Genomic DNA, 26,622 nt, shown 5'->3' with positions numbered 1-26,622 from the left:
GATGGCAGCAACTTATACTCTTAAAATCCTTACTGATTTTGCCTCGGCCCACACCTTGCGTGACTATCCGGGGGAATGTCGCCGTATGCATGGACATAACTGGAAACTAGAAGTAGAGGTCACGGCCCAAGCCTTGGATCAACAGGGCATGGCCATGGACTTTAAAGCAATCAAAGAAAGCGCCCGGAACTTATGTGCTCAACTCGACCATCGTTATCTAAACGATATTCCCCCCTTTGACCAGATCAATCCTACCGCTGAGAATTTGGCGGCTTTCTTTTACCGTGGCTTAAGCGAAAAGCTTAATAATGAGCGGGCACAAGTGAGCGCCATTACCCTATGGGAGACCGAGCGCGCCTGCGTGCGTTATACAGAGGACCAACAACAATGAACCCAATCGCCCCGGCAGTAGAGCGTCCCATTGAGGACGTACAAGCAAAGGCTGATAAGCGGCAAATTGCGATTAATAAGGTGGGAATTAAAGATATTCGCCATCCCGTGCGGGTGAGGGACCGCAGCGGTGGAGAACAGCATACCGTGGCAAATTTCAACATGTATGTAGACTTACCCCACCATTTCAAAGGGACGCACATGTCTCGCTTCGTGGAAATTCTAAATCAGCATGAACATGAGATTACCGTGCAGTCCTTTAAGGAAATGTTGCAGGAAATGGCCCACCGGCTCCAAGCCGAGTCCGGTCATATTGAGATGAGCTTTCCCTATTTCGTAACCAAGGAAGCCCCCATCTCAAAGGTGCAGAGTTTGATGGACTATCAGGTCACTTTTATCGGTGAGATTAAGGGGAATAAGCCTCAAATGACCGTCAAAGTGGTGGTCCCCGTCACCAGCCTCTGCCCTTGCTCCAAACAAATTTCTGACTATGGAGCCCACAACCAGCGCTCCCACGTGACTATCACTGTGCGGGTAGAGCGCTTTGTCTGGATTGAAGATATCATTGATTGGGTAGAGGAAGAAGCGTCCTGTGAAATCTATGGCCTGCTCAAGCGCCCAGATGAAAAATATGTCACCGAGCGCGCCTATGATAACCCCAAGTTTGTGGAAGACATGGTGCGTGATATCGCCGCGCGCCTCAACCAAGATGATCGAATTTCTGCCTATATGGTAGAGTCTGAAAATTTTGAATCCATTCATAACCATTCCGCCTATGCGATGATCGAGCGGGATAAGCAGCTTAACCCCTAGGGCAAAATAAAGGGGGGGCATCTGAAACTAGACGTTGGCGGCAAAAACGCCGACGTTACGGTCGCACCTGCCCCAATCCAAGGGGGGATCTCTAAATGGAAACCGCTATAATCTTCTACCCTATTTGGATTAACCTCAACCACTTTTTCCCCTCCATAAATGGGTCCTGCGAAACTGGAGGCTGTATTACCATCTCCCCCCTTATTCTCCATACCCATTTAACCTCAGAAAACAGAGGGCAAAGCTGCCTTAGAAATACCCATTGAGTATTCATAAGAGCGTTGGTGTTGAACGACGCTGCCTGGTAGTCTTTCCTCGCGGCCACCCATTGGTTGCACTTGATGGAAGACATTTTGTTTACATTCTTAAATCGATTGCGGGATGATTGTAGAATAAGCCCGTCAACCCCCCCTGGCTGAAGTCAGAGGCTTGGGAAACCCGCAAGCCAAGCGGGCCAATCGAGACTAAACGGTTGACTAGACAGAAAGCTGAACGAACTGCCCGTGGCAGGGCAAGCGATACCGGGAATGCCCTCCTAGTTTCCGGTCCCTCGGTTCGTCAGCATCGAAGGGAAGTAGATACTCGAAAGAGGTTTATTACATGTTTGTTCCGGTTGTAGATCAAGATAACAAACCGCTGATGCCAACAAAACCTAGTCGCGCTAGGCGGTGGATTAAAGAAGGCAAAGCCACGTCGTTTTGGAGGAGAACGCGCTTCCTCCCCTGTTTGAAACCAGAGGTTTCTGGCGCGTGAAGTTCTATGAATAGGCCCAAGGTTGTTGTTGGTTTATCCGGAGGTGTGGATTCCTCTGTTGCTGCCCTACAACTACAACATCAAGGCTACCCCATAAGCGGCCTTTTTATGAAAAACTGGGTGGATTTCGCCGACGAATCCGAATGCACCATTGCCCAAGATAGGGAAGACGCCCACGCTGTTACCTCCTTACTCGGCATCTCCCTCCATGAAGCCAACTTTGCAATGGAATATTGGGACCAGGTATTTCGATATTTTCTCGATGAATACCGCCTAGGACGTACCCCCAACCCGGATATCCTCTGTAACCGGGAAATAAAGTTCAAAGCCTTCCTTAACCACGCCTTGGAACTTGGCAACCCCCTCATCGCTACGGGCCATTATGCCCGTATTGAGCAAAAGGAAGGGCGCTACCGTCTCCTTAAAGGACGGGATAAGAATAAGGATCAAAGCTACTTTCTGTATACTTTGGGACAAAAACAACTCTCCCACACTTTGTTTCCGCTAGGAGAGTTGGAAAAACCACAAGTCCGCCGAATTGCCGCCGGGGCGAACCTTCCTAATCATAATAAAAAAGATAGCACCGGGATCTGCTTTATTGGTGAGCGCCGCTTTAAGGAGTTTCTCGGCCGTTACCTCCCTGCCCAACCGGGTGAAATGCGCACCCCCCAAGGGGAGTTGATTGGGAAACACGACGGGCTTATGTACTACACCTTAGGACAACGACGTGGGCTAGGCATTGGCGGCCGTAAAAATAGCAACGGCGCTCCCTGGTTTGTCGTGGGCAAAGATTTGCCACGGAACACCCTCTATGTAGCCCAAGGTGGGGATCATCCCTGGCTGAAAAGTCAAACCCTTGAGGCCAACCAGTTGCATTGGGTAGCCGGTCAACCTCCATCCCTGCCCTATCTCTGTGCTGCCAAAACTCGCTATCGCCAAGCCGACCAACCCTGCACTCTCACAAAAATAACCAATGGTCGTATCAAAGTCGTCTTTGACTCGCCACAATACGCCGTTACTCCAGGACAAGCCGTCGTTTTCTATCGGCGCGACGAATGTCTTGGTGGAGGCACAATCACTACCACGGACGCACCGGGGATACAATTATGAGCAACGTTTGGCATAATCGAACGCTAGCTTTGGCTGGCATACTCCAAGCTCTACACTCAGTTCAACAGATTGCCCGCCACGGCAATGCTCCCACTGATGCAATCGCCACCAACTTGGCCAGTGTCTTTAAGATGAATCCGAAAACCGCAGAAGAGGTCTACGGCAACATCGAAGGACTCTCTATTGGATTGCGGCTCCTAAGCCAGCAGCTTGATAGAAAGCGCTACCGTACCGACCCTGAATTGCTGCGTTACCTCATCAATATCATGTATTTGGAGCAACGCCTAAGAAAACGGCCAAAAATCCTAGCGCAGATTGCAGATAAAATTAAACACATTGAGCAGGAAACGGAGGATTTTTCCCCCACTCATCCTGACGTTATTGCGCGCCTTGCGGACACCTACGTCAACACTATCAGCACGCTAACTCCGCGAATCCAAATTCGAGGTGAAGAAACCCACCTCCGGCAGCCGGAGAATATTGAGCGGGTGCGTGCATTGCTGCTAGCGGGAATCCGATCAGCCGTTCTCTGGCGGCAAATGGGAGGTAATCGCCTTCATTTGTTGTTCCACAACCGGCAGTTGTTATACGAAACCCACATGCTCCTCAAGCGTCTACCCGAAGCAGGCGCAGCCTAGGCAAAAAGCTTTAAAAGTGAGTTTCGCCTAACCACAAAATTTTACCAAAATGCGCGTAAAGCCTTGCCCCATGCGGGCAGGGAGTGTCAGATGTTCACTGGCCAGCCCCTGGAAGGCAGTGCTTTGAAGCCGCCTTCCATGCTGCGGGGCTATGCCAATAACAGAGCCAGTGCTCAACCAGGGCGCTGGTACTCTTTGGCCCGTTCCCCAGCACCGAGAATCACAATTTCCACACGGCGATTTCGCTGGCGACCCGCCGCCGTATCATTAGGCGCCACAGGATAAGCCTCACCATAACCACGGGCCACGATGCGCTCTGGCGAAATCCCATTGTTCATGAGAAATTTATAAACTGAATCGGCACGCCGTTGCGAAAGCTCCTGATTATAAACCGCCGAACCGGTACTATCCGTATGACCCTCAATTACCACTTCCCGGTCCGGATACTCTTTCAAGAAAGTCACCAGGCGAAACAAATTTTGCATCCCCCCAGGGGTTAATTCGGCGCGGTCGACCTCAAATAAAATATCCCCCAGGGTAAGCACGTATCCGCGCTTGGTCTTCTCAGCATCAAGTTCAGCAAGTCTCTGTTCAAGTTCCCGCGTCCGAGCTTCCGCCATCTTGGCTTGCTCCCTAGCCTGCCTTGCCTCAAGCTCGCGCACCTCCATTAGCATCTGCTGGCGCTCCTGACCGAGGTTCTTGATCTCAGCCTGAGCGGCTTTCTCTGCCGCCGCCACTTCCGCAATGGCAGCGCGCCGCTGCGCTAAATAGGCAAGATGTTCTACTTCTTCTGTGCTCTCATCCTTCTCCCAAGCTACCTGGGCCCGCTGTAAAGCCTCCTTGGCTTCATCTAATCTTACTGGAACATATTGAGTAACATTGGGGTCAGTTTGCACCTGCTCAACAGCGGCCTCCGCACGTTCCAGATCAACTGGCTTTGTAGGGGGAGCACAGGCGGCAATTAAAAGCCCTAAAGAGAGGCTTAGCACGAATACGCCCTTGTTTAACCAGCTCTTGGAAAAAGAGATCATCATCCTCTTACCTCCTGCCCATCACCAATCAAGAACTGCCGCTACGCTTGTTTAATTCACGGCGCAGAATTTCAATGCTCTTGCGCAGTTCTTCCACACCTTGGCGTTGAATCTCTGCCTGGGCTTTAGCCTCCGCAAGTTGGGCATCCACAAGAGCCTGCTCGGCAAGGCGGCGTGCCTTCTCATAGTCCTCCTCCGCCATTGCACTTTCAGCCGCCTTGAGCTTTTTACGGGCACTGCGCAGCTCTGCGGGGGCATACTGGGAAGCCTCTGCCTCTTGGGCTTCGCTTACAGCAAACGTTGCCTCTGCAACTTCTCCACGGGGTGGCGGTATGCTTGCGCAACTGCTCAGCCCCCCTAAACCCGTTGTAGCCACCAAGATACCTAGTAACTTTATTGAGCTTGTTTGTGGTAGGAGCATCGCTTGTTCTCCTCTAGTCAGTGTAAGTCATCCTCATCCACCGCCTTTCCGTGAAGCGATGTGATATAAATAACTCATAAATAAAGGATAGCTCACACTGCCCACTAAAGAGAGAGAAGTTGAAATATAGGGATATTTCAAGTGAAGTTTATCGCCAGGAAGCATTTTGCAGCACCACCCGGAGACGTACTTCCATCAGACCCTACCTTGCCTACTACCAACAGCCGGCGCCCAATGGGGCAGGCAGCTTAGCCTATCCGCCATGGCAAGATCATGCCGAAAGCAGCCGTATCACCGCCCGGGCCGCGTTGGCACTGGACTGTGGGTTTTGGCCCGTGACCAGGTTGCCGTCCACCACCACGTTATCCTGCCAGTTCGCTGCAGGCAGAAACTCCGCCCCCAACTCACGCAGCCGACTCTCCAGAAGAAACGGCATGTGTCGGTCGAGCTCCACAGCCCGCTCTTCCTGGTCGGTAAAGGACGTCACCTTACGCCCCTTTACCACCGGTGTGCCGTCCCCCAGGGATGCACCCACCAAGCACGCTGGACCGTGACAGACCGATGCCAGTACCTTATCGGCCTGCACGAACTCTGCCACCCACCGCTGCACATCAGCGTTATCCGGCAAATCAAACATAGTCCCATGACCACCGCAGAAGAAGGCGGCGTCGAAATCAGCGACCCGCAGGTTTGAGTCTAACCTGCGGGTCCCTTTAAGCGCCGCCCGGGCCGCCTCATTAGCCGCAGTGGCTTCGTATTCTTCCAGACTGCGCGGATCGATAGGCGCGTCTCCACCCTTGGGACTGGCAACCGTGATGGCATAACCTTGATTGCGAAATAGGGTATAGGGCACCGAGAACTCCTCAAACCATAAGCCCGTGGGATGTTCTCTATCGATAGCATCGTGGCTCGTGACGACCATGAGAATCGATTTATGTTGCGACATATTGTCCCCCTGTGACTGTAGGCCTCACAGAAATACCCCCTGCTCTAGCAGGCCCGTGAGCGGTTGAACGTATGTTGGGTTGTTGGGCTGTTTATGGACTATAGAGGACAGCCCGCAAATTATCGAATAATTTTTGGGTCACGGGCAGGAGGTGATGCTCACCTTACCTGGTTCATACCGAACACCGAAGTAATGTTTTGATCTTATTTCCTTTTGATAGAACGGAGGCTCGTATATGCATTAGGCGAACATCGCTCAGCCAATGCCGCCCGAACCTCCTCGATACTAAACGCAGGTCTATGTAAATGAATTACCGCATGGCAGTTTGGGCAAACTGGACGAAGATCCTTTACCGGGTCAACGGTATATTCTTCACCAATTTCCGAAAGCGGACGAAGATGGTGTACATGAATAAAGCCTTCCGCAAATTCACCGTAAGCTTCACCGAATGAAAAATCGCATACAAAGCATCTCGCGCCGTAGTGCTGAATACATAAATCTCGCGCCTTTTGATCACGCTCATATGCATTTACAGTAACAGTCTTTCTTAAGCCTTCTCGAAAAACCCTACTTTCTTCCTCTTCATCAGGGTAAAGGATTACGGATTCCCTCATCAACTCGCTTAACCGGATTTTTTTACGCCGCTTCTGCACCGTATCACGATCGCTTGCGATGGGAAATCGAAGAATTTTCTCTGACGCCTGAGCAAATGACTCCCATAGGAAGGTAACTCCAATCAAGTGTGGGACAGGATTCAGCGACACAGAATGGAGCCAAACCAGCGGCTGCTCCGACCTTTGAGTAGATTTTACCGGTTGATATTCGACGCCATCAATTTTTGGTAGCTCTTGATCGACCAACAACCAGACACCCTGATCTACTCCTGAACGCTGGATCGCTGCAAGGTAAATCCCCCCAACAACAAGGCTAATTCCTGACGGATGTACACCAAACCAAGCGCGATCCAGGCAACGGGTATTTTCAAAGGCGCATTCAAAAAATGCGACAACGCTATTTGTTAACTCTGGTGTTATATTTCGGCGAGGATGTAACCATCGCCGCACTTCCGTTCTCCAATCTAAAATGCTCATAGGACTCTATGGTACAGTTTACTTTCACCTTTATTGTTTTAGTTCTATATCTCTCTAGCCCAAATTCCTCGATACATTCGCAAGAGATAATTCAGGGAATTATCAATAATCCAAAGCAACCTTTTATAACCACTTACAACCACGAAAGATAGGTTTCACAGAAAATGGGGGGAGGCAGCCGGGCATTTAACTCCTCGGCGCATTGTTTATCCCCACCACGCCTGACCCTTTCATTCTCATTTAGTCTGAGAAATAGATTTAATTCCTCCCTAACAAGGCCATAAAAACGCCTTTAATCCACTGAAGCGGTTTGCTCGATTGCCTGCTGATATTCCTCCATCTCGTTAAAATTGAGATAGCGGTAAATATCAGCCGCCACAGGTTTGAGACTTTTCACCTGGGCCAGATATTCTTTCACTGTGGGCAAACGCCCTAAAATGGAAGTCACCGCCGCCACTTCCGCCGAGGCCAAATACACATTGGCATCTCGACCCATCCGGTTGGGGAAATTACGAGTCGAGGTGGACACCACGGTGGCGCCGTCCATCACCCGGGCCTGGTTGCCCATGCACAAGGAGCAACCGGGCATTTCGGTACGGGCGCCGGCCTTGCCGAAAATACTGTAGTAGCCCTCTTCCATCAATTGGTGGGCATCCATTTTGGTGGGGGGGGCGATCCAAAGGCGGGAAGGAATTCGGCCCGAATCCTCCAGGATCTTGCCTGCCGCCCGGTAGTGGCCAATGTTGGTCATACAGGAACCAATGAACACTTCATCCACTTCATCGCCTGCCACCGCCGACAGGGGCCGAACATCATCGGGATCGTTAGGGCAAGCCAACAGCGGCTCGGTAATTTCATTCATGTCAATCTCAATAACTTCCGCATACTCGGCATCCGCATCCGCCTCCAATAGGGTTGGATTCTTAAGCCAGTCTTCCATGGCAGCGATACGCCTGGCGAGAGTGCGCTGGTCTTCATAGCCCTGGGCAATCATCCAATTCAGCAGGGTGATATTGGATTTCAGAAACTCAATAATAGGCTCTTTGTCCAGCTTCACGGTGCAACCATTGGCGGAACGCTCCGCTGAGGCATCGGCAAATTCAAAAGCCTGCTCCACTTTAAGTTTCGGCAACCCCTCGATTTCTAAGACCCGGCCACTAAAGACATTTTTTTTGCCTGCTTTAGCCACCGTCAGCAAGCCCCGTTGGATAGCCACATAGGGGATGGCATGGACCAGATCCCGCAAGGTGATCCCCGGCTGAATTTCCCCTTTGAAACGGACTAAAACCGACTCTGGCATATCCAGGGGCATCACCCCCAGGGCAGCGGCAAAAGCCACTAGGCCGGAGCCGGCGGGAAAACTAATCCCAATGGGAAAACGGGTATGGGAATCCCCACCGGTACCCACCGTATCCGGAAGAATCATCCGATTGAGCCAGGAGTGGATGATGCCGTCACCGGGACGCAGCGTGACCCCCCCGCGGGTGGCCATAAAATCCGGCAATTCGTGTTGCAGGGTCACATCCACCGGTTTGGGATAGGCGGCAGTGTGACAGAAGCTTTGCATCACTAGATCGGCGGAAAACCCCAGGCAAGCCAACTCCTTGAGTTCATCCCGGGTCATGGCGCCGGTGGTATCTTGGGAACCCACGGTGGTCATTTTGGGCTCACAATAGGTGCCTGGGCGCACCCCCTCAACCCCACAAGCCCGGCCCACCATTTTCTGGGCCAGGGTATAGCCTTTCTCACTATCGGTAGGCGCCACTGGCCGGATAAACCAAGAAGAAGGCTCCAGTCCCAGCGCCTCCCGGGTTTTATCGGTTAAGCCACGCCCAATGATTAGGGGAATCCGGCCACCGGCACGGACTTCATCGGGCAAGGTGCTGGGACGAAGTTTAAAGCGGGAAAGTTCTTCGCCCGCCTCACTGAGAATGACTCCCTCAAAGGGGCGAATTCGAATAATATCACCGGTGTTGAGGCCACTCACGTCACACTCAATAGGTAGAGCACCGGAATCTTCAGCGGTGTTGAAAAAGATCGGGGCAATCTTGCCTCCCAAGATCACGCTGCCTTGGCGTTTATTGGGCACGAAGGGAATCTCTTGGCCCATGTGCCAAAGGATAGAGTTGATGGCGGACTTACGGGAGGAACCAGTGCCCACCACGTCACCAACAAAGGCCAGGGGGAGCCCCTGAGCTTTCAAATCGGCAATGACTGATAATGCCTCAGGCATCTTGTTGACTAACATTGCTTTGGCATGGAGGGGAATATCCGGGCGGCTCCAGGCTTCCTGGGCAGGTGAAAGGTCATCGGTATTGGTCTCACCAGGAACCTTAAAGACGACTACCTTGATCTCCTCTGCCAGTCCAGGACGACGCGTAAACCATTCGGCCTCAGCCCAGGAGTCCACGACCTGCTTGGCGTATTCATTGCTCTTTGCTTTTTCCAACACATCATGATAGTGGTCATAGACCAAAAGCGTATTCGCCAACGCCTTAGCAGCCACCGCCGCGGTGGCTTCATCCTCCAGAAGGTCAATCAGCGGCTCGATATTGTAGCCCCCCAACATGGTGCCGAGCAGCTCTGTGGCCTGAACCCGGTCGATAAGAGGGCAGGCGGTTTCACCTTTGGCTACAGCCGCCAGAAATCCGGCCTTGACGTAAGCAGCTTGATCCACTCCTGGTGGTACCCGCTGCACTAAAAGTTCCTTCAAAAAGTCTTCCTCGCCTTGGGGCGGATTTTTCAAAAGTTCTACTAACTCCGCAACTTGCGTAGCATTTAACGGCAACGGTGGTAACCCTTCTGATTCCCGTTCGGCGACATGTTTACGATAAGCTGTAAGCACTTTTTTCACCTTTTACTGTTGAAGATCTTGTTGGTAATTTTACCTTATTTATAATTTTATGCGGTTGTAGATGCTCTTTGCAGCCATCCGGGGGCTTGAAGGGTGAATGGGTGGCTCAATCAGCCTCAGTCCTTTTGGAGTTATATTTGGATAGGAGCTATCCCTAGGGAAATACCGGCGAACACACGGGGTATAGAACGTTTGATATTAAAACTCAGGCGGGGAAGATTCCGGCTCACTGGAAGTAAATATCCGGCGAATCCGTTTTGGCTTGAGCAGAATCCCCTGCAAATCATAGTGTTGCGCTTTTAAAAAAGGGGCTAACCGAACTGGAAAGACTTTCGATAAGGGGGCAAAGAGGGAAGAAGAAGCTGTCCGTAAACCTAACTATTGCCCCTTAAACGGCGCATAAAACCATAAATCCCGCCTTGCTTTTGACCTGCGGTCACCAATTCTGGAGCGCTTTCAATTTCTATATTGGTTTCCAAGAACCCCACCACAGAGCAAGCATTGATAAAATTCACTGCCTTCTTCTTGGAAACACCTGTATCAGCGACAATCGTGGCCAGATTAGCCGCCTGCTTGGTCATAAAAGCAGCTAACCGCATTTCATCCAAGCTATGCCGGAGCACACCCAGGTTAGGCCACTGCTTTAGCTTGAGCAGGTCCTCCTCCCCCCAATCCGGTAGCGGCCGTCCCGCAGACCCTTCGAGGGCGGCTAGCCAAAGGAGACTCTGCAGGGAGCGCCCCTCCATACTTTCTGAGGTGATCTGTTGGGTCAGCAATTCTTTGGTGATCACTTCAACCGTGATATGAGACGATATGCTTCCGCAAAGTCTGCGCAAACATGCCTCGCTATCTTGGTGGAAATATTCCCAATCTTTGGGTTCGACGTATAAGGGCAAACTATCCTGGTACTGAAATTGTACCGGCTGTTTTTCTTCGATTACCGAAAGAAGCAGACCAAGAAAATGGTCCGCAGGATTAAAAACCGTGTCAATGAGCCTTCTCCCGAACTTATTTTTAGTAACGGCAGAGGCCGGGGCTATTTTTCGTGATTCTGGTTCTGATCCTCTCACTGTCGTCAATAAATCAACCAAGTATTGATACCGGTAAGGTTTTTTTAGGTAATATTTGACGGCTTCCGTGGGACCCTGTCGCGAGCACCATACCCGTATTGATTCTCGTGTTAGGCCTTGATTAGCATTCCAGGCTGACCGGCCGGCTTCGGTATCCACGTCAAACAGCACCACATTCGCCCGCTCCCCTTCTACGAGGGACCAACTTTGGCGGGTCCGCGAATTCACAAGTTCCAGCAAAGATCGCAGCACCATAAGATCTCTGTGCTCAAATCCGTGCGCTGACAGACAATAGGAGCTATTTTTGTTCACAAGCCTCTCATGCAGTTCGAACCATTTGCAGACACTATGCTGTGAGAATAATCGACCGAGAGAGCTGAAAGTTTAAATACTTCTTTGGACGATGGTGGTAAAGCTAGGCTTAATCTTTCCTCGGCTAGGTTATAATGTTTTTTTGTCTTCTTAATGTAAAAGTCCCATGGATTATTCATCGCTAACCGCTCTTTCTCCCATTGATGGCCGTTACGCCAGTAAAGTGGACACCCTTCGCCCAATTTTCAGCGAATACGGATTGCTGCGCTACCGGGTAGTGGTGGAAATACGGTGGTTGCAGCTATTAAGCGCCTGCCCTGATATCCCTGAAGTTCCCCAGCTAAGCGATGAAGCCGAAACCTTCCTGATTGCCATTATGGACAATTTTTCAGAAGAAGATGCTCAACGTATCAAGGATATCGAAGCCACTACCAATCACGATGTCAAAGCGGTGGAGTATTTCTTAAAAGAAAAAGTGAAGGGCCACTCGGAACTAGAGTCAGTCGGTGAGTTTATTCATTTTGCTTGCACCTCTGAAGACATCAACAATATGGCCTATGCCCTCATGCTGAAGGATGCCCGGGAAAAGGTGCTCCTTCCCCAAATGGAAGCGCTGATCGCCGCCATCCGAACCCTGGCCCATCGCTATCAGCATATCCCCATGATCTCTCGCACCCATGGCCAACCCGCTTCTCCAACCACCTTAGGGAAGGAAATGGCCAATTTCGTCCATCGCCTGGAGAGACAACGCCACCATACGGAAAAAGTTCTCCTTTATGGCAAAATGAACGGGGCCGTCGGCAATTACAATGCCCATCTAGCCGCTTACCCGAACATTGACTGGCCCTTTATAGCCCATGCCTTCGTTACCCAATTGGGCCTGCGTTGGAATAAATACACCACCCAGATTGAACCCCATGACTATATGGCTGAACTCTTTCAGGCCATGGTGCGCTTTAATTCGGTGCTCCTGGATTTTTGTCGGGATATCTGGGGTTATATTGCTCTAGGGTACTTTCGACAAAAGACAGTGGAAGGGGAAGTCGGCTCTTCTACCATGCCTCACAAAGTCAACCCCATCGACTTTGAGAATGCCGAGGGCAACCTGGGGATAGGAAATGCCCTTTTTGAGCACTTGGCCGGGAAACTGCCTATCTCCCGCTGGCAGCGGGATCTATCCGATTCCACCGTGCTGCGAAATCTAGGGGTCGGATTTGCCCACTCCTTGATTGCCTATCATTCCGCCCTTAAAGGAATCGGCAAATTAGAAGCTGATGAGGGACGGATGAATAGCGATTTGGAAGCCAGTTGGGAAATACTCTCGGAGGCCGTCCAAACCGTGATGCGCCGTTACGGAATCCCGCAGCCCTATGAGAAGCTCAAGGCCTTTACCCGAGGGCAGCATATTGACCGGGACAGTCTCCGGGCATTTATCGAAAGCTTGGACTTGCCGATAGAAGCTAAACAGCAACTGTTGGCGCTGACCCCGCAAACCTATACGGGCCATGCGAGGCAGCAGGCAAAAGAAGTGTAAGAGCCCAACTTGAAGGACTCTAAGTATTGGCTTTCACGAGGAGGTGACCATCGGCTTTATGGAAAAGGGCCTGTTTAGCCCCCTGAAAAAAATCCTCTCTGGGTTGCTTCTAGGACTGCTTCTTAATGCCCTTCCCTCTTGGAGTCAGAGTGAAGAGCTTGCCATCCTCCCCTTAAAGCATCGAATACCAGAGGAGGTGCTCCCCACGTTACGCCCTTTTCTAGCCGAGGGTGCCGCCATCCAAGCGGACAACAATCTTATTATTGTCCGCACCACTCAGGAGAATCTGGAACAACTCAAAACTATCCTAGCCCAAGTGGATAGGCCCTTGCAGCAACTGTTGATCACCGTCAAGCAGTTAAGCACCCGCGAGGCGGCTCGCTTTCGCGCCCACATTGAGATACCTCAGTCTAACCAATCCAGGGCTCGCATAGCGGGAACGGGGACCCGGGATCAAAGAAGTGACACCCAGCAGGTGCGGATATTGGAAGGACAAGCCGCCTTGCTACAAACGGGCCAATCCATTCCCCTAGCCGATAGGGTCTGGCTACTCCAAGGGGGGCGGCTACTCACTCAAAACTCAATCCGTTATCGAGATGTGGTCAGCGGATTTGAAGTGCTTCCTCGCACCAATGGGAACAGAGTCACCCTGGAAATTCGACCCTATCAAGCCAACCTCAGCGGGCAGGGCGGGGGCCGCATTGGGATGCAAACATTAGTCACCCAAGTCTCGATCCCCTTCGGGCAGTGGTTTGAATTGGGCGGCGCTGATGGAACCCGCCAACAACAAGGGATCGGAACCGTCTACGGAACCCACAGCCGCACAGAGGAGCTACGCCATATTTTTATCCGCGTGGATAAGGCGCAATAAATATCCCTCTTTGTTTAAAGAGACAGCTTTTTTAGGGCGTCGATGCGCAAGCGAAGCGCGTTGAGCTTAATAAAACCTTCTGCATCCTGCTGGTTGTAGGCGCCAGCATCTTCCTCAAAGGTGGCAATCTCAGGGGCAAAGAGGCTGTCAGTCTTCGATTGACGACCGACTACCGTAACATTGCCCTTATATAGCTTGAGGCGGACGGTGCCGTTAACCGTGGCTTGAGAAGCATCAATAAGCTGCTGCAGCAAGGATCGCTCTGGAGACCACCAGTAACCATTGTAAATGAGGCTGGCATAACGGGGCATCAGCTCATCCTTCAGATGAGCCACTTCCCGGTCTAAAGTCAACGACTCCATCGCCCGGTGGGCTTTGAGCATGATCGTCCCCCCCGGGGTCTCATAACAACCACGGGATTTCATCCCCACATAACGGTTCTCCACCAAATCCAGGCGGCCAATTCCATTCTCCCCGCCAAGGCGATTGAGCATCTCCAGTACTTTGGCAGGGCTTAGGACCTCACCATTAATGGCCACGATATCGCCACAACGGTAATCCAACTCCAAGTAAGTGGGTTCATTAGGAGCTGCTTCGGGGGAAACGGTCCAGCGCCACATGGCTTCCTCAGGCTCGAACCAGGGATCTTCCAGAGGGCCCCCTTCATAGGAAATGTGCAGCAGATTGGCATCCATGGAGTAAGGAGAGCGGGTCCCCCGCTTGCCTTCTACCGGAATGTCATGGGTCTCCGCATAAGTCAGCAACTTCTCCCGTGAAGTGAGATCCCACTCCCGCCAGGGGGCGATAACTTGGATATCAGGGCGCAAGGCATAGGCACCCAATTCAAAGCGTACCTGGTCATTTCCTTTACCGGTGGCACCATGGGCGATGGCATCCGCGCTGGTTTCGCTGGCAATCTCCGCCAAACGCTTGGCAATGAGGGGGCGAGCAATGGACGTTCCGAGCAAGTACTCTCCCTCATAGAGGGTGTTGGCCCGAAACATGGGGAACACATAATCCCGGGCAAATTCCTCGCACAGTTCCTCAACGTAGATCTCCTTGACCCCTAGCGCCTCTGCTTTAGCACGCGCGGGCGCCACTTCCTCCCCCTGACCGATATCCGCGGTGAAGGTCACCACTTCACAGCCATAGGTCTCCCGTAGCCACTTCAAAATCACGGAGGTATCTAGCCCTCCTGAATAAGCCAACACGACTTTTTTAATCGTTGACATGGAGTCCTCTACGCTAAAACAAAAATGTCTAATAAAAAGTGAGGTTTCGCTACTATCGCCGTTGGGTGCGGCGCAAGCGCGAAAGTAATCGCCGGGCCATTTCCCCAAACAACTCGGTCTGGGTCGGATGAGGATGAATAGCGCGGGCGACTTGCTCCAAGGTCATCTTCCCCGTCACCATCATGACCGCTTCCCCAATCAAGGTATCAGCGTGATCCGCCAAGAAATGGACTCCAATAATCCGGTGACTGGCCTTATCCGCCACAATCTTGATGAGGCCTTCAGTTTCATTATTGATCATCGCTTTGGCATCAATGCGGATAGGCATTTTCACTTCCGCCGCATCCACTCCCCTTTCCTTGGCCTGGGCCACTGACAGGCCCACGAAAGCCGCTTGGGGACGGGTAAAAATCACCCCGCAATCCTTCTCCAATTCATAGGCATGGGGCTCGCCTAAAATGGTGGCCGCCGCCACCCGCCCTTGTTGCCCCGCGGTATGGGCCAGCATCAACCCCCCAATGACATCCCCCACCGCAAAGATATGGGATTTAGAGGTAGTGCATTGGGCATCCACTTGAATCACGCCGTTTGCTATGGCCACACCCGCTTGGTCCAGGGCCAAGGGTTCCAAGTTAGGCCGTTTCCCGGTGGCCATAAGAACATAGTCCACTTCCAGACGGTGGCTGGTGCCCTCTGAATCATCAAAGGCCACCTGCATCGCTCCCGGCTGACCACTGATGGCCTGGACCTTGGCGGAGCTCTGCACGGTAAGCCGGGGATCGGCATTGAGGATTTCCGCTAATAACTTACCAACCTCCGGCTCGACCTCAGCCAGCAATCGCTCCTGGGCCTCCAGCAATAGGACTTCGGTTCCAAAATCCTGGAAAATTTGGGCCATTTCCACGCCAATGGCACCGCCGCCAATGACGGCCAAGCGCTCAGGGACACGCTCTAGTCCCCAGACCGTATCAGAGGTTAATACCCCACCGGCCTGCACACCTTCTTGAGCGCCGGGAATAGGAGGGATAAAAGGCGGTGCGCCGGTGGCAATCACCGCTCCCGCAAAACTTATCCTTTGCCCTTGGGAATCTGGCTGAGTAGGCTGGGTGCGGGCAAAAGGGTCTTCACTGTTGCCGCTGGTATCCACCACCAGGTGATGTTCATCAGCAAAACGGGCATGCCCCTGGATGAATTTGATTTTCATCCCCTTATCGGTCTTCAAGGCCATCTCGCCCCGGGACTGGAGCACATGGCGGCGAGTTGCCTCAAGCGCTTTCCAGTTCAACGCAGCAGGCGTGGTGCCGCCTACCCCCAAATGGGAATCGTGGGCCCGGTCACGAATGCGATCGGCGGCTGCACGCCAGGTCTTAGAAGGGATGCAACCACGCCACAAACACTCTCCACCAGGGAAAGGGGAATCATTAATTAGGGCCACTTTAATACCGTGCTCAGCCAATTCTCGAGCACAGTCCTCCCCACCAGGTCCCCCTCCAATCACCACCACATCGTAATCCCAGTCTCCCTCCAAAGGCAAAGCTTCCTTGGCCGTCGAGGGGGAAGCACTCCCCCCGCTGATCCAGGTTTCTGGGGACTCCACCCGCTCCTTAAAGGTGTTTAAAAACCGAGCGGCATCAGCGCCATTGACAATCCGATGGTCGGCAGTGATGGTCACCGGCATCCCCTGAGAGCCGGTCGTAGCAATCGCTAAAATGGCGGAAGTCCCCGGTGAGGGGATGGCGTCAAAATAGGCTACCCCCAGCATTCCCATATTGGAAATCACAAAGGTTGGATTGGAGTATTCTTCCGGCTTTAACCGTTTAATCCGTGCCCGCTCCACCAGATCCGCCCAGCTAGCGCTGAGTTCGGCAAGATTACGATTAGAGGTATCCCGCAATACCGGCACCACCAAGCCCATACCCTCTGTGGCTACTGCTAACCCCACATCGACCTGTTCCCGCTCCAGAATGCGGTCCTCGTGCTGATAAACGCTATTGATCTTAGGGTGTTCCTCAACCGCTAAAGCCGCCGCTTTGGCCAGGGCTACGGTCACCGAGCTGCCCTGTTCCTTAGCTGCTGCCACCAGGCGGGAGGGATCCACATAGACCGTTGCCCGAAACAGGGGCATAGAAAGGGAGTACTCCATATTATGGGCAATCGCCTTTTCCATGCTGTCCATAGGGCGCCCCGTGCCCGGAACCTCGAAAATCCGGCGGGTCATTCCCCTTGCCCCCTGCCCACTGACCACATCGGCCGCGACGATCACCCCATCCGGACCACTGCCTTTCATTCCCGCAAGGTCAATAGCATGAGCGCCAGCGAGCTGCCTGGCGTAAGGAGTAGCGCGGGTATGACTGGGGTGCGGTGCTGGAGTTGCCCCTCCTGGCATGGCCGGGATCTTGGTCTTAGGCTTTGAAGTGCCGGCAGGCTCAAACTTAGGTCTCTCCTCCGCTTCAGGCGCTGGCTGGGGACTAGCGCTGGCCTCAGTTTTTTCAACTTGCTCAGCCTCCGCTACCAGGTAAGCAATAGGCTCGCCCACTGCCGCGACCCCATCTACAGGCAACTGAGGTCCAGAAAGGTAACCTTCGCGGAACACTTCCACATCCATGATGGCCTTATCGGTTTCCACTGTAGCCACCACCGTACCACGCTCGATAAATTCACCAATCTCTTTTTCCCAAGAAACCAGCACCCCCTCGGTCATGGTATCCGAGAGTTGAGGCATCTTGATGACATAGGGCTCAGCCATAAAATCCAAACCTAGTTATCTTGTTGCTAAACCTTTCCCAATACTTTGAGAGCCCCCTGGTAGACGTCTTTGGCATCAGGAATCGCCGACTTCTCCAGGTTATAGTTATAAGGTACCGGGACATCCGCTGCATGCACCCGTACCGGCTGGGCATCCAAAGCAAAGAAACAGTCTTCAATAATTCCGGTAATTACTTCACTGCCCACGCCCACTGGGGCTTCATCTTCCTCAGCCACCAGAACCCGGTGGGTTTTTTCTATGGAACGGCGAATGGTTTCCCGGTCGATGGGCTTCAGGGAACGTAAATCGATCACTTCGGCACTAATGCCTTCCTGAGCTAGCTTATCCGCTGCAGACAGGCACCAATGCACACTATAGTTGTAACCAATCAGAGTAATGTCTGTTCCTTCGCGAATGACCTCCGCACCTTCCAAGGGCCGAAAAACCTCCTCATCGGGCACTTCCCCTTTGAGGTTATACATACTCTCGTGCTCAATGAAGATCACCGGATCATTACAGCGCACCGCAGATTTAAGCATGCCGTAGGCATCCAAGGGAGTGCTGGGCGTGACCACTCGCAGACCCGGCGTCCCCATAAACAACCTAGCCAACCGCGCCGAATGTTGAGCCGCAAGCTGGTGGGCCGTTCCGCCGGGGGTCCGCATCACAATGGGGCACTGGGCCCGGCCCCCGGACATATAGCGGATCTTGGCAGCCGCATTGATGAGGGTATCCAGCGCCAGCAAAGCAAAATTAATGGACATGATCTCAATAATGGGACGCATTCCCGCCATCGAGGCCCCAATCCCAATGCCAGTATAGGAGTTCTCGGAAATCGGGGTATCGACAATCCGCTCCTCCCCATATTTGTCGTAGAGACCAAGGGTAACCTTGTAGGTACCCCCCGCCACTCCAATATCCTCCCCCATGGCAATGACCATAGGATCATTAGCCAGTTCTTCATCGTGGGCGCGACGCAACGCCTCCCAGTAAGCCAGCTCAGCCATGCCCCCCTCCTTGTGCCTCTAGCGGCCCGATCCAACGGGGATCGGGGTTATCTTCCAAAACATACTTCGTCAACTCTTCTACTTTCGGTTCAGGGCTTTCTTCCGCAAACTTGACAATGTCGTTATCGATTTCATCCTGAACCGCCTGCTCCATCGCCTTAAATTCCTCCTCCGTTAACTCGCCCGCCTCAATTAACCGCTGAGCGAGGATCTGAATGGGGTCCTGTTGCATCCACTCCGCCACCTCTTCCTTACTGCGGTAGGCCCCGGCATCCGACATCGAGTGACCCCGGTAACGGTAGGTCAACAATTCTAGGAAATAAGGCCCGGCACCGCTACGCACATGGTCTACAGCGGATTGGGTCGCTTCCATAACCACTTCGATATCCTGGCCATAATGCTGACTCGCCGGGATGTTATAAGCAGCAAGGCGCTTGTATTGATCAATTATCGGCGTTGATCGCTGGATAGCGGTACCAATGGCGTAGAGGTTATTTTCACACACAAACAATACCGGCAATTTCCATAGGGCGGCCATGTTCATGGTTTCATGGAAAGTGCCTTGGTTGTTGGCACCATCTCCAAGAAAACAAACGGCGATTCGCCCTTCCTTCTGGTGCTTACAAGCCAAAGCCAACCCTGCGGCAAGGGGGAATGGTTGCCCCACCAAGGCATAGCCCCCCATGAAATGCACACTAGGATCAAAGATATGCATTGACCCTCCTCGACCTTTGGAACTCCCCGTTTCTTTGCCATATAGCTCGGCCATCACCTCCCGCGCACGAGCTCCCGTTTTGATGGCGTGGATATGATCCCGGTAACCCGTGATGACATAATCAAAGCCTATCCCGCGCTCCGCTTGGATGACTTCAAGTACTCCCGTTGCCACCGCCTCCTGTCCCGAATAGAGATGCAGAAAACCACCAATCTTACGCTCCATGTAGGCCTCAAACGTGCGGTCCTCGAAGCGCCGGAAGAAAACCATCTCCCGCAGCAACCGTTTACGATCAATCTTACTCATGTCCCCTCTGCGTATAGTCCGCAATCTGGAAAAATTTTCTTAAGAATTGGGCAGCCAGTCCGCTGACAAAGCTGCATATGATCGCTTTTTTTATGTTAACGGGTCAAGTTATTGCCACTTTTTCGAGCTAGACGCCCCCTCTTGCCCTCCTGAAAATGGGAAAGCTTCTGCGGTGAAAATGGCAGAAATACTCGCATTATTTCTCCTCTATGAGGGCATAATCTTCCCTTTAACTTGCTTCTAGCATGGCAAGCTCTGCTTCAGAAAACCCCGCTTGTAACCGCGCTTCACGATATAAGGGTCCACGAGTTTCGCCCTTGAAATAGCCGTTAATCAAATTTTGAAAGGTTTTCTCGGAGTCAAGTTTACGAAGCTTGCAGAGGTAACGAAACCACTGGGAACCCACTGCCACATGGCCTACCTCATCGCGCAAGATAATTTCAAGGATGAATGTTGCCCGTAAATCACCCACTTGCCGCAATCGTTCCATCATGCCAGGGGTGACATCCAACCCCCGAGCCTCTAATACTCTAGGAACGAGGGCCATACGTACAAGGGGATCATGGGCAGTCTTTTGGGCCATCTCCCAAAGCCCATCATGGGCTGGAAAATCCCCATACTCATAGCCCAAGGAATGCAAATGCTCCTGTAGTAAACAAAAATGATAGGCCTCTTCCAAAGCTACCTGCACCCAGTCGTCATAAAACGCCCTGGGTAAATGGTTAAAGCGGCAAACCGCATCCCACGCCAAATTAATCGCATTAAATTCAATATGGGTAATGGCATGAATCAACGCCGCGCGCCCCGCCACTGAGGTGAGCTTGCGACGGGGCAATTCCCGCGGGGCCACTAAAGGGGGGCGTAGCGGCCGGCCGGGGATATCAGGCAAGCTACTGCTTGTAGAGCCCACTCCCAGGCACCCAGCTTTCCAAAGCTGTGCCACATCGCAAGTCACTTTAACTTTTTCTTCCGGATCGCAAACCTTGAGGCAATGCAAAGCCGCATCACCAAGAGATAACTTTTCCCATACCAGAGACATGGTATCCACTTTTACCCTACACCATACCGCCACTTTAACTCGCTTCTCTTCTTAAGAGAGAGTATCATTTCTTTTAGCCTACCCGCCGCACTACTAGATTACGGTTTTATCCTCAGCTATTAAGGTGTTTGCGGGAATCTACTAAATCTTTGTATCACTAGCGACAAAAATGATGACACGACCCAGTGCTTTTAGCTATGAAGATCTCTTGCGATGTGGTCGCGGTGAGATGTTCGGCCCCGGGAATGCTCAACTGCCTATGCCCCCTATGCTAATGTTTGATCGCATTACTCACATTAGCGATGAGGGAGGTGCTTTTGGCAAGGGAGAAATTACCGCTGAAATGGAAATCAAACCTGACCTGTGGTTTTTTGATTGCCATTTCCCTGGCGACCCCGTTATGCCAGGCTGTTTAGGCTTGGATGCAATGTGGCAGCTCTTAGGCTTCTACCTTGCCTGGCGAGGCGGTCCTGGTCACGGCCGTGCATTAGGCTCGGGGGAAGTCAAATTCACCGGCCAAGTCACCCCTAAAAACAAGCTGGTTACCTACCGCATTGATCTCAAACGCGTTATTATGCGCAAATTGGTTATGGGTATCGCCGATGGCATGATGGCGGTAGATGGCCGTGAAATTTACTTGGCCAAAGATCTTCGGGTTGGCCTGTTCATCTCAACGGAGACATTTTGATATTTTTTCCTATGAAGTTGTCAAAAAATAGCTAATAAGTTTGAACATTATCACGGTCCCATCGCGCAATTTACATTCTGTGATGCATGACACGCCATCTCCTGTAGTACAGAGCTATAAAAGTCAGTACCAATTGAGGCCACAAGATTTACTGACTTCCACTGCAGGTATCCACGATGGCGACAAACGTCCATTATTTGCCCCAAGGGGCCAATAAGCAAGCACAACTTCCAACTCAGCAAATTGTTGATCGGCTTTGCTCCCAGAGTCTTGAGCAGTTTAAGCTTCTTATCGACGATACCTTCGGAGCGATTGATGATACCCTTTTCAAGCGCGCCGAAAAGGCGGCAAATAATAGCGAACAATCCACTTACCTAGACGACATGCGCCTAGTGCGCATGGAACGCACAGTTATCGAACGCGCCTTTCTTAATGATATCAGTCACCGCTTTAATAAACTGCTCGAGCAACCCTATTATTCTCCGCCAGCAGAACCCATAGGGCCTCCCCCCACCGTTCATGATGGACTCTCGCTGGTAGAGGATAGCCAACTAGAAGAAACCTTGGCCCTTAGCAGCATGGTCGCTAGGGCGCGAACCCGTTTCTCCCTTCCCTTATCTCAGCTAGAAACTCGTCTCGCTTTCCTCATTGGCCTGACTAAAATCGACTATCAAGCCAATCCCGTCGACCCTGAAATCATCGCCAATGCATTTGATAAAGCTGCTCGAGATCTGGAGCTATCTGTTGAAAACAAACTCATTATTTATAAGCTCTTTGATAAGCATCTGATGAGTGATGTTGGCGAGCTCTGTGAAAAGCTGAATCGCCTTCTCATAGATGCCAATGTACTAGCGGAATTCGGTCAAACCCCTTGGTTCCACCATCGAAACCAGAGAGCGGAATCAACAGACAACGCCCCTCCGGCTAATAACCCTAGCCAGGATTCCCCTCTCACCTCATCAGTGAATCCAGATATGGATTCCGCTGATTTATTTCAATTAATGCAACAGTTGCTGAATGCTTCCGCCCCCTTAAAAGGCATGCAGCACACCACCCCATCGGTACTTGAGGAATCCCTACAGGAATCCAAGCCGGTTTGGAGTGCGGAAAAATTAGTGAACGCTTTATCCGCCATCCAAAACAATGCCAAAAAGGAAGAAGGCGTAACCCTAGAGAAAATTTCTCATCTTGAAAAAGATTCTCTCAAACAACAACTTGTTGGCGTTTTTCAGCAGTCTTCCCCTGAAGAAAAGCCAGCAAACATTGGCCGTAGCGAAGACAATGTCATCGATATTATCGGTATGTTGTTCGATTTCATTCTTGATGACCAAGGAATACCCGATACCATTAAAGCACTGATTGGCCGACTTCAGATTCCAATGCTCAAGGTCGGTATCCTGGACAAAACCTTCTTTAGCAAAAAGCAACATCCGGCACGAATACTATTAAATGACCTAGCAAGGGCAGGGACAGGCTGGAATGAAGATGACCCCCTAACCCAGCAAGAACTCTATACCCAAATGCAGCATATCGTTAACCGCATCCTCAATGAATTCAATGACGATATTTCAATTTTTGTAGAGCTTCAAAAGGAGTTCAGCACATTCCTTAGCACAGAACAAACTAAGGTAAATATTATTGAAGAACGAACTCGACAAGCCGAGGAAGGAAAGTCTCGAGTTGCTGAAGCCCGTGCCCAAATACAAAAAGAGATAGAGACTCGTGCCCAAGAGAATAGACTACCTGAAGCGATGACGGCTTTACTCCATCAAGTTTGGTCTAAAATTCCGCTTCTCGCTTATCTCAGGGAAGGGCCCACCAGCCACGACTGGCAGCAAACTATCGCTACCCTTGATAAACTAGTTTGGACATTAGTTCCTAAACGCACAGAGGAAGAAAGAAAAAAACTTCTAACGACTATACCGGGTTTATTACAGGAACTGCGCCAGGGCTTTAATCAAGTTCAGTGCAATCCGATGGATACCCTACGATTTTTCAAAACCCTAGAAAGCTGCCATATTAACTGTATCCGGGCCTCATCTAACCACGGCTCCCAGGATCTCAAGAAACAGGCAGCCGCAGTAGAAAAATCCGAGCAGCTCATCCCCGGTGCGCACCAATCAAAGCCAACCGCATCTGCTGAAAATCAGTCTAAACCTCATTCTAGTCAGCGGACACTCCCCCCCTCCCCTGAAAAAGATCAATACTTACAAAAACTAGAGTCCGCACCTCTTGGAAGCTGGTTCTTGTTTACAAATGCCGAAGGACAAAAACACCGTGCTAAGCTCTCCATCCGAATTGCCGGAGGTGGCAACTACGTTTTTGTGAACCGTGCAGGTATCAAGGTATCGGAACACTCACCTTCCGCTCTTGTAGAAGGGATGAGCCAGGGTCGTGTCAAAATCCTGGCTGATGATCTTATCTTAGACCGTGCCTTGGAATCTGTTTTAGAAAGTCTGCGTCAAATGCACGATAATTTGCTATAAGGAGACCTTAGTTTACGGGCTCGACTGAGTGCTGCCCGCTAAATAAGCTGGAATCTGCTCCAGCTTCCAAATATCAGCATTATATTCCTTGATGGTCCGATCGGTAGAAAACCGACCACTTGCTGCAGTGTTGAGGATAGCCATGCGAGTCCAATGTTCTTGATCCCGGTAGGCTTCCGCAACTCGACGTTGCGTATCGATATAGCTCCGAAAATCAGCGATTGTCAGCCATGGATCATGGGGACTACGCAATGAATGTAGGATAGGGTCAAAGATTCCCGGCTCGAACTGATTAAAATGGCCACATTCCAGCAGGTGCATTACCCGTTGCAGCTCTTCATCACCTGCAATAATAGCATTAGGATCATAATGATGGCGCGCTGCTTCTACCTCTTCCGCTTTTAGCCCGAATAAAAAGAAATTCTCGTTTCCCACCTCCTCAAGAATTTCGATATTAGCACCATCTAAAGTTCCAATGGTGATAGCGCCATTCATCATAAACTTCATATTACCGGTCCCGGAGGCTTCCTTGCCGGCGGTAGAAATTTGCTCTGAGAGATCGGCACCGGGGCAAATAATTTCCATCGCTGAGACCCCATAGTTGGGGAGAAAGAAGACTTTAAGGGCCTCGTCTGCTTTCGGATCATGGTTGACTACATCAGCAACATTATTAATTAATTTAATAATTAATTTCGCCATCCAGTAACCCGGCGCGGCCTTTCCACTAATCAAGACACAACGAGGAACCCATCCCTCCATATCGCCCCGCTTGATCCGGTCGTAGAGGTGAATAATATGCAAGACATTCAGCAGCTGCCGCTTGTATTCATGGATACGCTTCACTTGCACATCGAATAAAAAATGAGTGTCGATCTGGATGCCATGCTGTGCCTTAAGTGCCAGCAACCGTTTCTTGTTTACATGTTTAATACTGCGCCACCGGGCTCGAAACTCTGGATTTTCCGCATGGAGAGAAAGACGTCGCAGTTGGCTTAAATCGGTGGTCCACCCATCACCAATGGTCTCAGTAATGAGATGGGCTAAATCCGGATTGCATTTGGCCAACCAACGGCGTGGGGTCACTCCGTTAGTCTTATTATTAAATTTCTGTGGCCAAAGTTGATAAAAATCATGAAATAGCCCATGTTTTAGCAAACGGGTATGCAAAGCAGCCACCCCATTAACTGAGAAACTAGCAACGATGGCAAGGTGGGCCATGCGCACCTGTGGGTTCTCTCCCTCCTCTATGATAGACATCCGCGCTTGCCGGTCGGTATCTCCTGGCCAACAACGGGCGACTTCAATTAAAAAACGCGCATTAATTTCATAAATAATTTCCAAAAGGCGGGGTAGCAGTGAGCCAAACATGCTCACCGGCCATTTCTCCAAAGCTTCCGGCAATAGGGTATGATTAGTATAGGCCACGGTGTGACTGGTAATTTCCCAAGCCTTGTCCCAGCCTAATCCATGCTCATCCATCAGCAAGCGCATCAACTCCGGCACCACGCTAGTAGGATGGGTATCGTTAAGTTGAAAACGATTTTTCTCGGCAAACTGGCTAAAATCCTCGCCATAACGCCGCACCCAATCGCGAAGAATATCTTGCAGACTTGCTGAAGTCAGGAAATATTGCTGGCGCAGGCGTGTTTCCTTACCCAGTTCCATCGCATCGTTAGGATAAAGCACCATGGTGATATTTTCGGCAGCATTCTTTGCCGCGACAGATTCTGGATATCTCCCCGCGTTGAATTCGCCTAGATCAAACACATCCGTAGCTTCAGCTTTCCACAACCGCAAAGTATTGACCGTGCCATTGTGATAACCTGGAATAGGAATATCATAGGGCACAGCCAGAACATCATGGCTGTCAACCCAACGCACACGCCAGCCTCCATGGCCGTCATCCACGTGTTCAGTGCGCCCACCAAATTTGATTCTTTGGGTGTATTCCGGTCTTTCTAATTCCCAGGGGTTGCCATCCCGGAGCCAATGGTCGGGTTCTTCTACTTGATAGCCATTGTTAAATTCCTGACGGAACATCCCGTACTCATAGCGCAAACCATAGCCTATGACGGGAAGCTGCAAAGTAGCACAGCTATCCAAGAAGCAAGCCGCCAGGCGTCCCAACCCCCCATTGCCGAGGCCAGCATCATGCTCTAACTCTGCCAATTCCTCTAAATTTAGGCCATACTTTTCCAAGGCCCCATTCATCTCATCCTCAAGACCTAAATTAAGCATGGCATTACCTAAGCAACGCCCTAACAGGTACTCCATGGAAAGATAGTAGGTGCGGGAACAGTTGCTCTCATCATAGGCACGATTAGTGCTTTTCCAGCGCTCCATCAATCGGTCGCGGATTGTGAGCGCTAGAGCAAAATACAGGTAGTGTTTCGATACGCAGCTTTCGTCACGTCCCAGAAAGCGGCCAAAATAGCCCTTGTAATCATTGGCTAAACCTTCCCTATCCATGCTGAGTGGGGGTAATTCTGTAAGCTTGGATGGGGGTATTATGTTGCATACGTACCGAGTTGGCATGGCGTATTGCCCTCATGATACTAAAAGAGAAAAT

The 26,622-nt window shown here is 51.3% G+C and carries 21 protein-coding genes; 9 read left to right on the top strand and 12 right to left on the bottom strand.

Translation table 11 applies throughout. The annotated features are described in order from the left end of the window. The first annotated feature begins 1 nt into the window (after window position 1). From queD to hflD, 5 genes are all read left to right on the top strand, one after another. Window positions 2-391: a 6-carboxytetrahydropterin synthase QueD gene (queD, locus tag NHAL_RS13560; protein ID WP_013033720.1), complete on the top strand. Its 390-nt coding sequence runs from the start codon at window positions 2-4 to the stop codon at window positions 389-391. Then, window positions 388-1,203 carry a GTP cyclohydrolase FolE2 gene (gene folE2 / locus NHAL_RS13555; RefSeq protein WP_013033719.1) on the top strand — a complete coding sequence of 272 codons (816 nt, stop codon included), beginning with the start codon at window positions 388-390 and terminating at the stop codon, window positions 1,201-1,203. The genes queD and folE2 overlap by 4 nt, the downstream gene beginning before the upstream one ends. 600 nt (window positions 1,204-1,803) lie before the next feature. Next, on the top strand, window positions 1,804-1,956 hold the full coding sequence (locus NHAL_RS22505) for an RRXRR domain-containing protein (RefSeq protein ID WP_083761406.1): 153 nt from the start codon (window positions 1,804-1,806) through the stop codon (window positions 1,954-1,956). Window positions 1,957-1,962: 6 nt separating this feature from the next. Continuing rightward, on the top strand, window positions 1,963-3,066 hold the full coding sequence (gene mnmA / locus NHAL_RS13545) for a tRNA 2-thiouridine(34) synthase MnmA (RefSeq protein WP_013033717.1): 1,104 nt from the start codon (window positions 1,963-1,965) through the stop codon (window positions 3,064-3,066). Further along, the gene (gene hflD / locus NHAL_RS13540; RefSeq protein WP_013033716.1) at window positions 3,063-3,704 is read left to right on the top strand and encodes a high frequency lysogenization protein HflD; all 642 of its coding nucleotides are present in this window, start codon (window positions 3,063-3,065) and stop codon (window positions 3,702-3,704) included. Before mnmA ends, hflD begins: the two co-directional genes overlap by 4 nt. A gap of 173 nt (window positions 3,705-3,877) precedes the next feature. On the opposite strand, the gene NHAL_RS13535 is transcribed toward hflD, so the two are convergent. The 6 genes from NHAL_RS13535 to NHAL_RS13510 form a co-directional block, all read right to left on the bottom strand. After that, window positions 3,878-4,738 carry an OmpA family protein gene (locus NHAL_RS13535; protein ID WP_013033715.1) on the bottom strand — a complete coding sequence of 287 codons (861 nt, stop codon included), beginning with the start codon at window positions 4,736-4,738 and terminating at the stop codon, window positions 3,878-3,880. Between the two features lie 25 nt (window positions 4,739-4,763). Then, complete coding sequence (locus NHAL_RS13530) at window positions 4,764-5,156, bottom strand: DUF4398 domain-containing protein (protein ID WP_013033714.1); 393 nt, start codon at window positions 5,154-5,156, stop codon at window positions 4,764-4,766. Between the two features lie 271 nt (window positions 5,157-5,427). After that, window positions 5,428-6,102: a type 1 glutamine amidotransferase domain-containing protein gene (locus tag NHAL_RS13525; protein WP_013033713.1), complete on the bottom strand. Its 675-nt coding sequence runs from the start codon at window positions 6,100-6,102 to the stop codon at window positions 5,428-5,430. A gap of 203 nt (window positions 6,103-6,305) precedes the next feature. Beyond that, window positions 6,306-7,193, bottom strand: coding sequence for an HNH endonuclease (locus NHAL_RS21645; RefSeq protein ID WP_013033712.1), 888 nt, complete (start codon window positions 7,191-7,193; stop codon window positions 6,306-6,308). A 292-nt stretch (window positions 7,194-7,485) separates the two neighbouring features. Next, on the bottom strand, window positions 7,486-10,038 hold the full coding sequence (gene acnB / locus NHAL_RS13515; protein WP_013033711.1) for a bifunctional aconitate hydratase 2/2-methylisocitrate dehydratase: 2,553 nt from the start codon (window positions 10,036-10,038) through the stop codon (window positions 7,486-7,488). 383 nt (window positions 10,039-10,421) lie between these two features. Further along, the gene (locus NHAL_RS13510) at window positions 10,422-11,372 is read right to left on the bottom strand and encodes a hypothetical protein (RefSeq protein ID WP_013033710.1); all 951 of its coding nucleotides are present in this window, start codon (window positions 11,370-11,372) and stop codon (window positions 10,422-10,424) included. A gap of 223 nt (window positions 11,373-11,595) precedes the next feature. On the opposite strand from NHAL_RS13510, the gene purB reads away from it, so the two are divergent. After that, window positions 11,596-12,963 (top strand): adenylosuccinate lyase, encoded by a 1,368-nt coding sequence (purB, locus tag NHAL_RS13505; RefSeq protein WP_013033709.1) that lies wholly within the window; start codon window positions 11,596-11,598, stop codon window positions 12,961-12,963. 43 nt (window positions 12,964-13,006) lie between these two features. Further along, window positions 13,007-13,834 (top strand): secretin N-terminal domain-containing protein, encoded by an 828-nt coding sequence (locus NHAL_RS13500; RefSeq protein ID WP_238985356.1) that lies wholly within the window; start codon window positions 13,007-13,009, stop codon window positions 13,832-13,834. Between the two features lie 14 nt (window positions 13,835-13,848). Here the strand turns inward: NHAL_RS13500 and NHAL_RS13495 are convergent, their stop codons facing one another. From NHAL_RS13495 to NHAL_RS13475, 5 genes are all read right to left on the bottom strand, one after another. Further along, entirely contained in the window at window positions 13,849-15,066 is a 1,218-nt protein-coding gene (locus NHAL_RS13495; protein ID WP_013033707.1) for an argininosuccinate synthase, read from the bottom strand. A gap of 52 nt (window positions 15,067-15,118) precedes the next feature. Continuing rightward, window positions 15,119-17,812 (bottom strand): FAD-dependent oxidoreductase, encoded by a 2,694-nt coding sequence (locus NHAL_RS13490; RefSeq protein WP_013033706.1) that lies wholly within the window; start codon window positions 17,810-17,812, stop codon window positions 15,119-15,121. Between the two features lie 26 nt (window positions 17,813-17,838). Then, window positions 17,839-18,819, bottom strand: a complete 981-nt coding sequence (locus tag NHAL_RS13485; RefSeq protein WP_013033705.1) for an alpha-ketoacid dehydrogenase subunit beta — start codon at window positions 18,817-18,819, stop codon at window positions 17,839-17,841. Next, a complete protein-coding gene (pdhA, locus tag NHAL_RS13480) occupies window positions 18,812-19,840 on the bottom strand; it encodes a pyruvate dehydrogenase (acetyl-transferring) E1 component subunit alpha (RefSeq protein WP_013033704.1) in 1,029 nt (342 codons plus the stop codon). The genes NHAL_RS13485 and pdhA overlap by 8 nt, the downstream gene beginning before the upstream one ends. 229 nt (window positions 19,841-20,069) lie before the next feature. Next, a complete protein-coding gene (locus NHAL_RS13475) occupies window positions 20,070-20,879 on the bottom strand; it encodes a ferritin-like domain-containing protein (RefSeq protein WP_013033703.1) in 810 nt (269 codons plus the stop codon). Between the two features lie 172 nt (window positions 20,880-21,051). On the opposite strand from NHAL_RS13475, the gene fabA reads away from it, so the two are divergent. Both fabA and NHAL_RS13465 read left to right on the top strand, forming a co-directional pair. After that, window positions 21,052-21,567, top strand: coding sequence for a 3-hydroxyacyl-[acyl-carrier-protein] dehydratase FabA (fabA, locus tag NHAL_RS13470; RefSeq protein ID WP_041355735.1), 516 nt, complete (start codon window positions 21,052-21,054; stop codon window positions 21,565-21,567). A gap of 176 nt (window positions 21,568-21,743) precedes the next feature. Then, complete coding sequence (locus NHAL_RS13465) at window positions 21,744-24,053, top strand: DUF1631 domain-containing protein (RefSeq protein ID WP_013033701.1); 2,310 nt, start codon at window positions 21,744-21,746, stop codon at window positions 24,051-24,053. 12 nt (window positions 24,054-24,065) lie between these two features. Here NHAL_RS13465 and NHAL_RS13460 read toward each other — a convergent pair whose 3' ends face one another. Then, the gene (locus NHAL_RS13460) at window positions 24,066-26,588 is read right to left on the bottom strand and encodes a glycogen/starch/alpha-glucan phosphorylase (protein ID WP_013033700.1); all 2,523 of its coding nucleotides are present in this window, start codon (window positions 26,586-26,588) and stop codon (window positions 24,066-24,068) included. Window positions 26,589-26,622 lie beyond the last annotated feature (34 nt).

This window comes from Nitrosococcus halophilus Nc 4 (genome assembly GCF_000024725.1).
Classification (GTDB): Bacteria; Pseudomonadota; Gammaproteobacteria; order Nitrosococcales; family Nitrosococcaceae; genus Nitrosococcus; species Nitrosococcus halophilus.
This window is presented reverse-complemented; position numbering and strand designations above follow the sequence as displayed.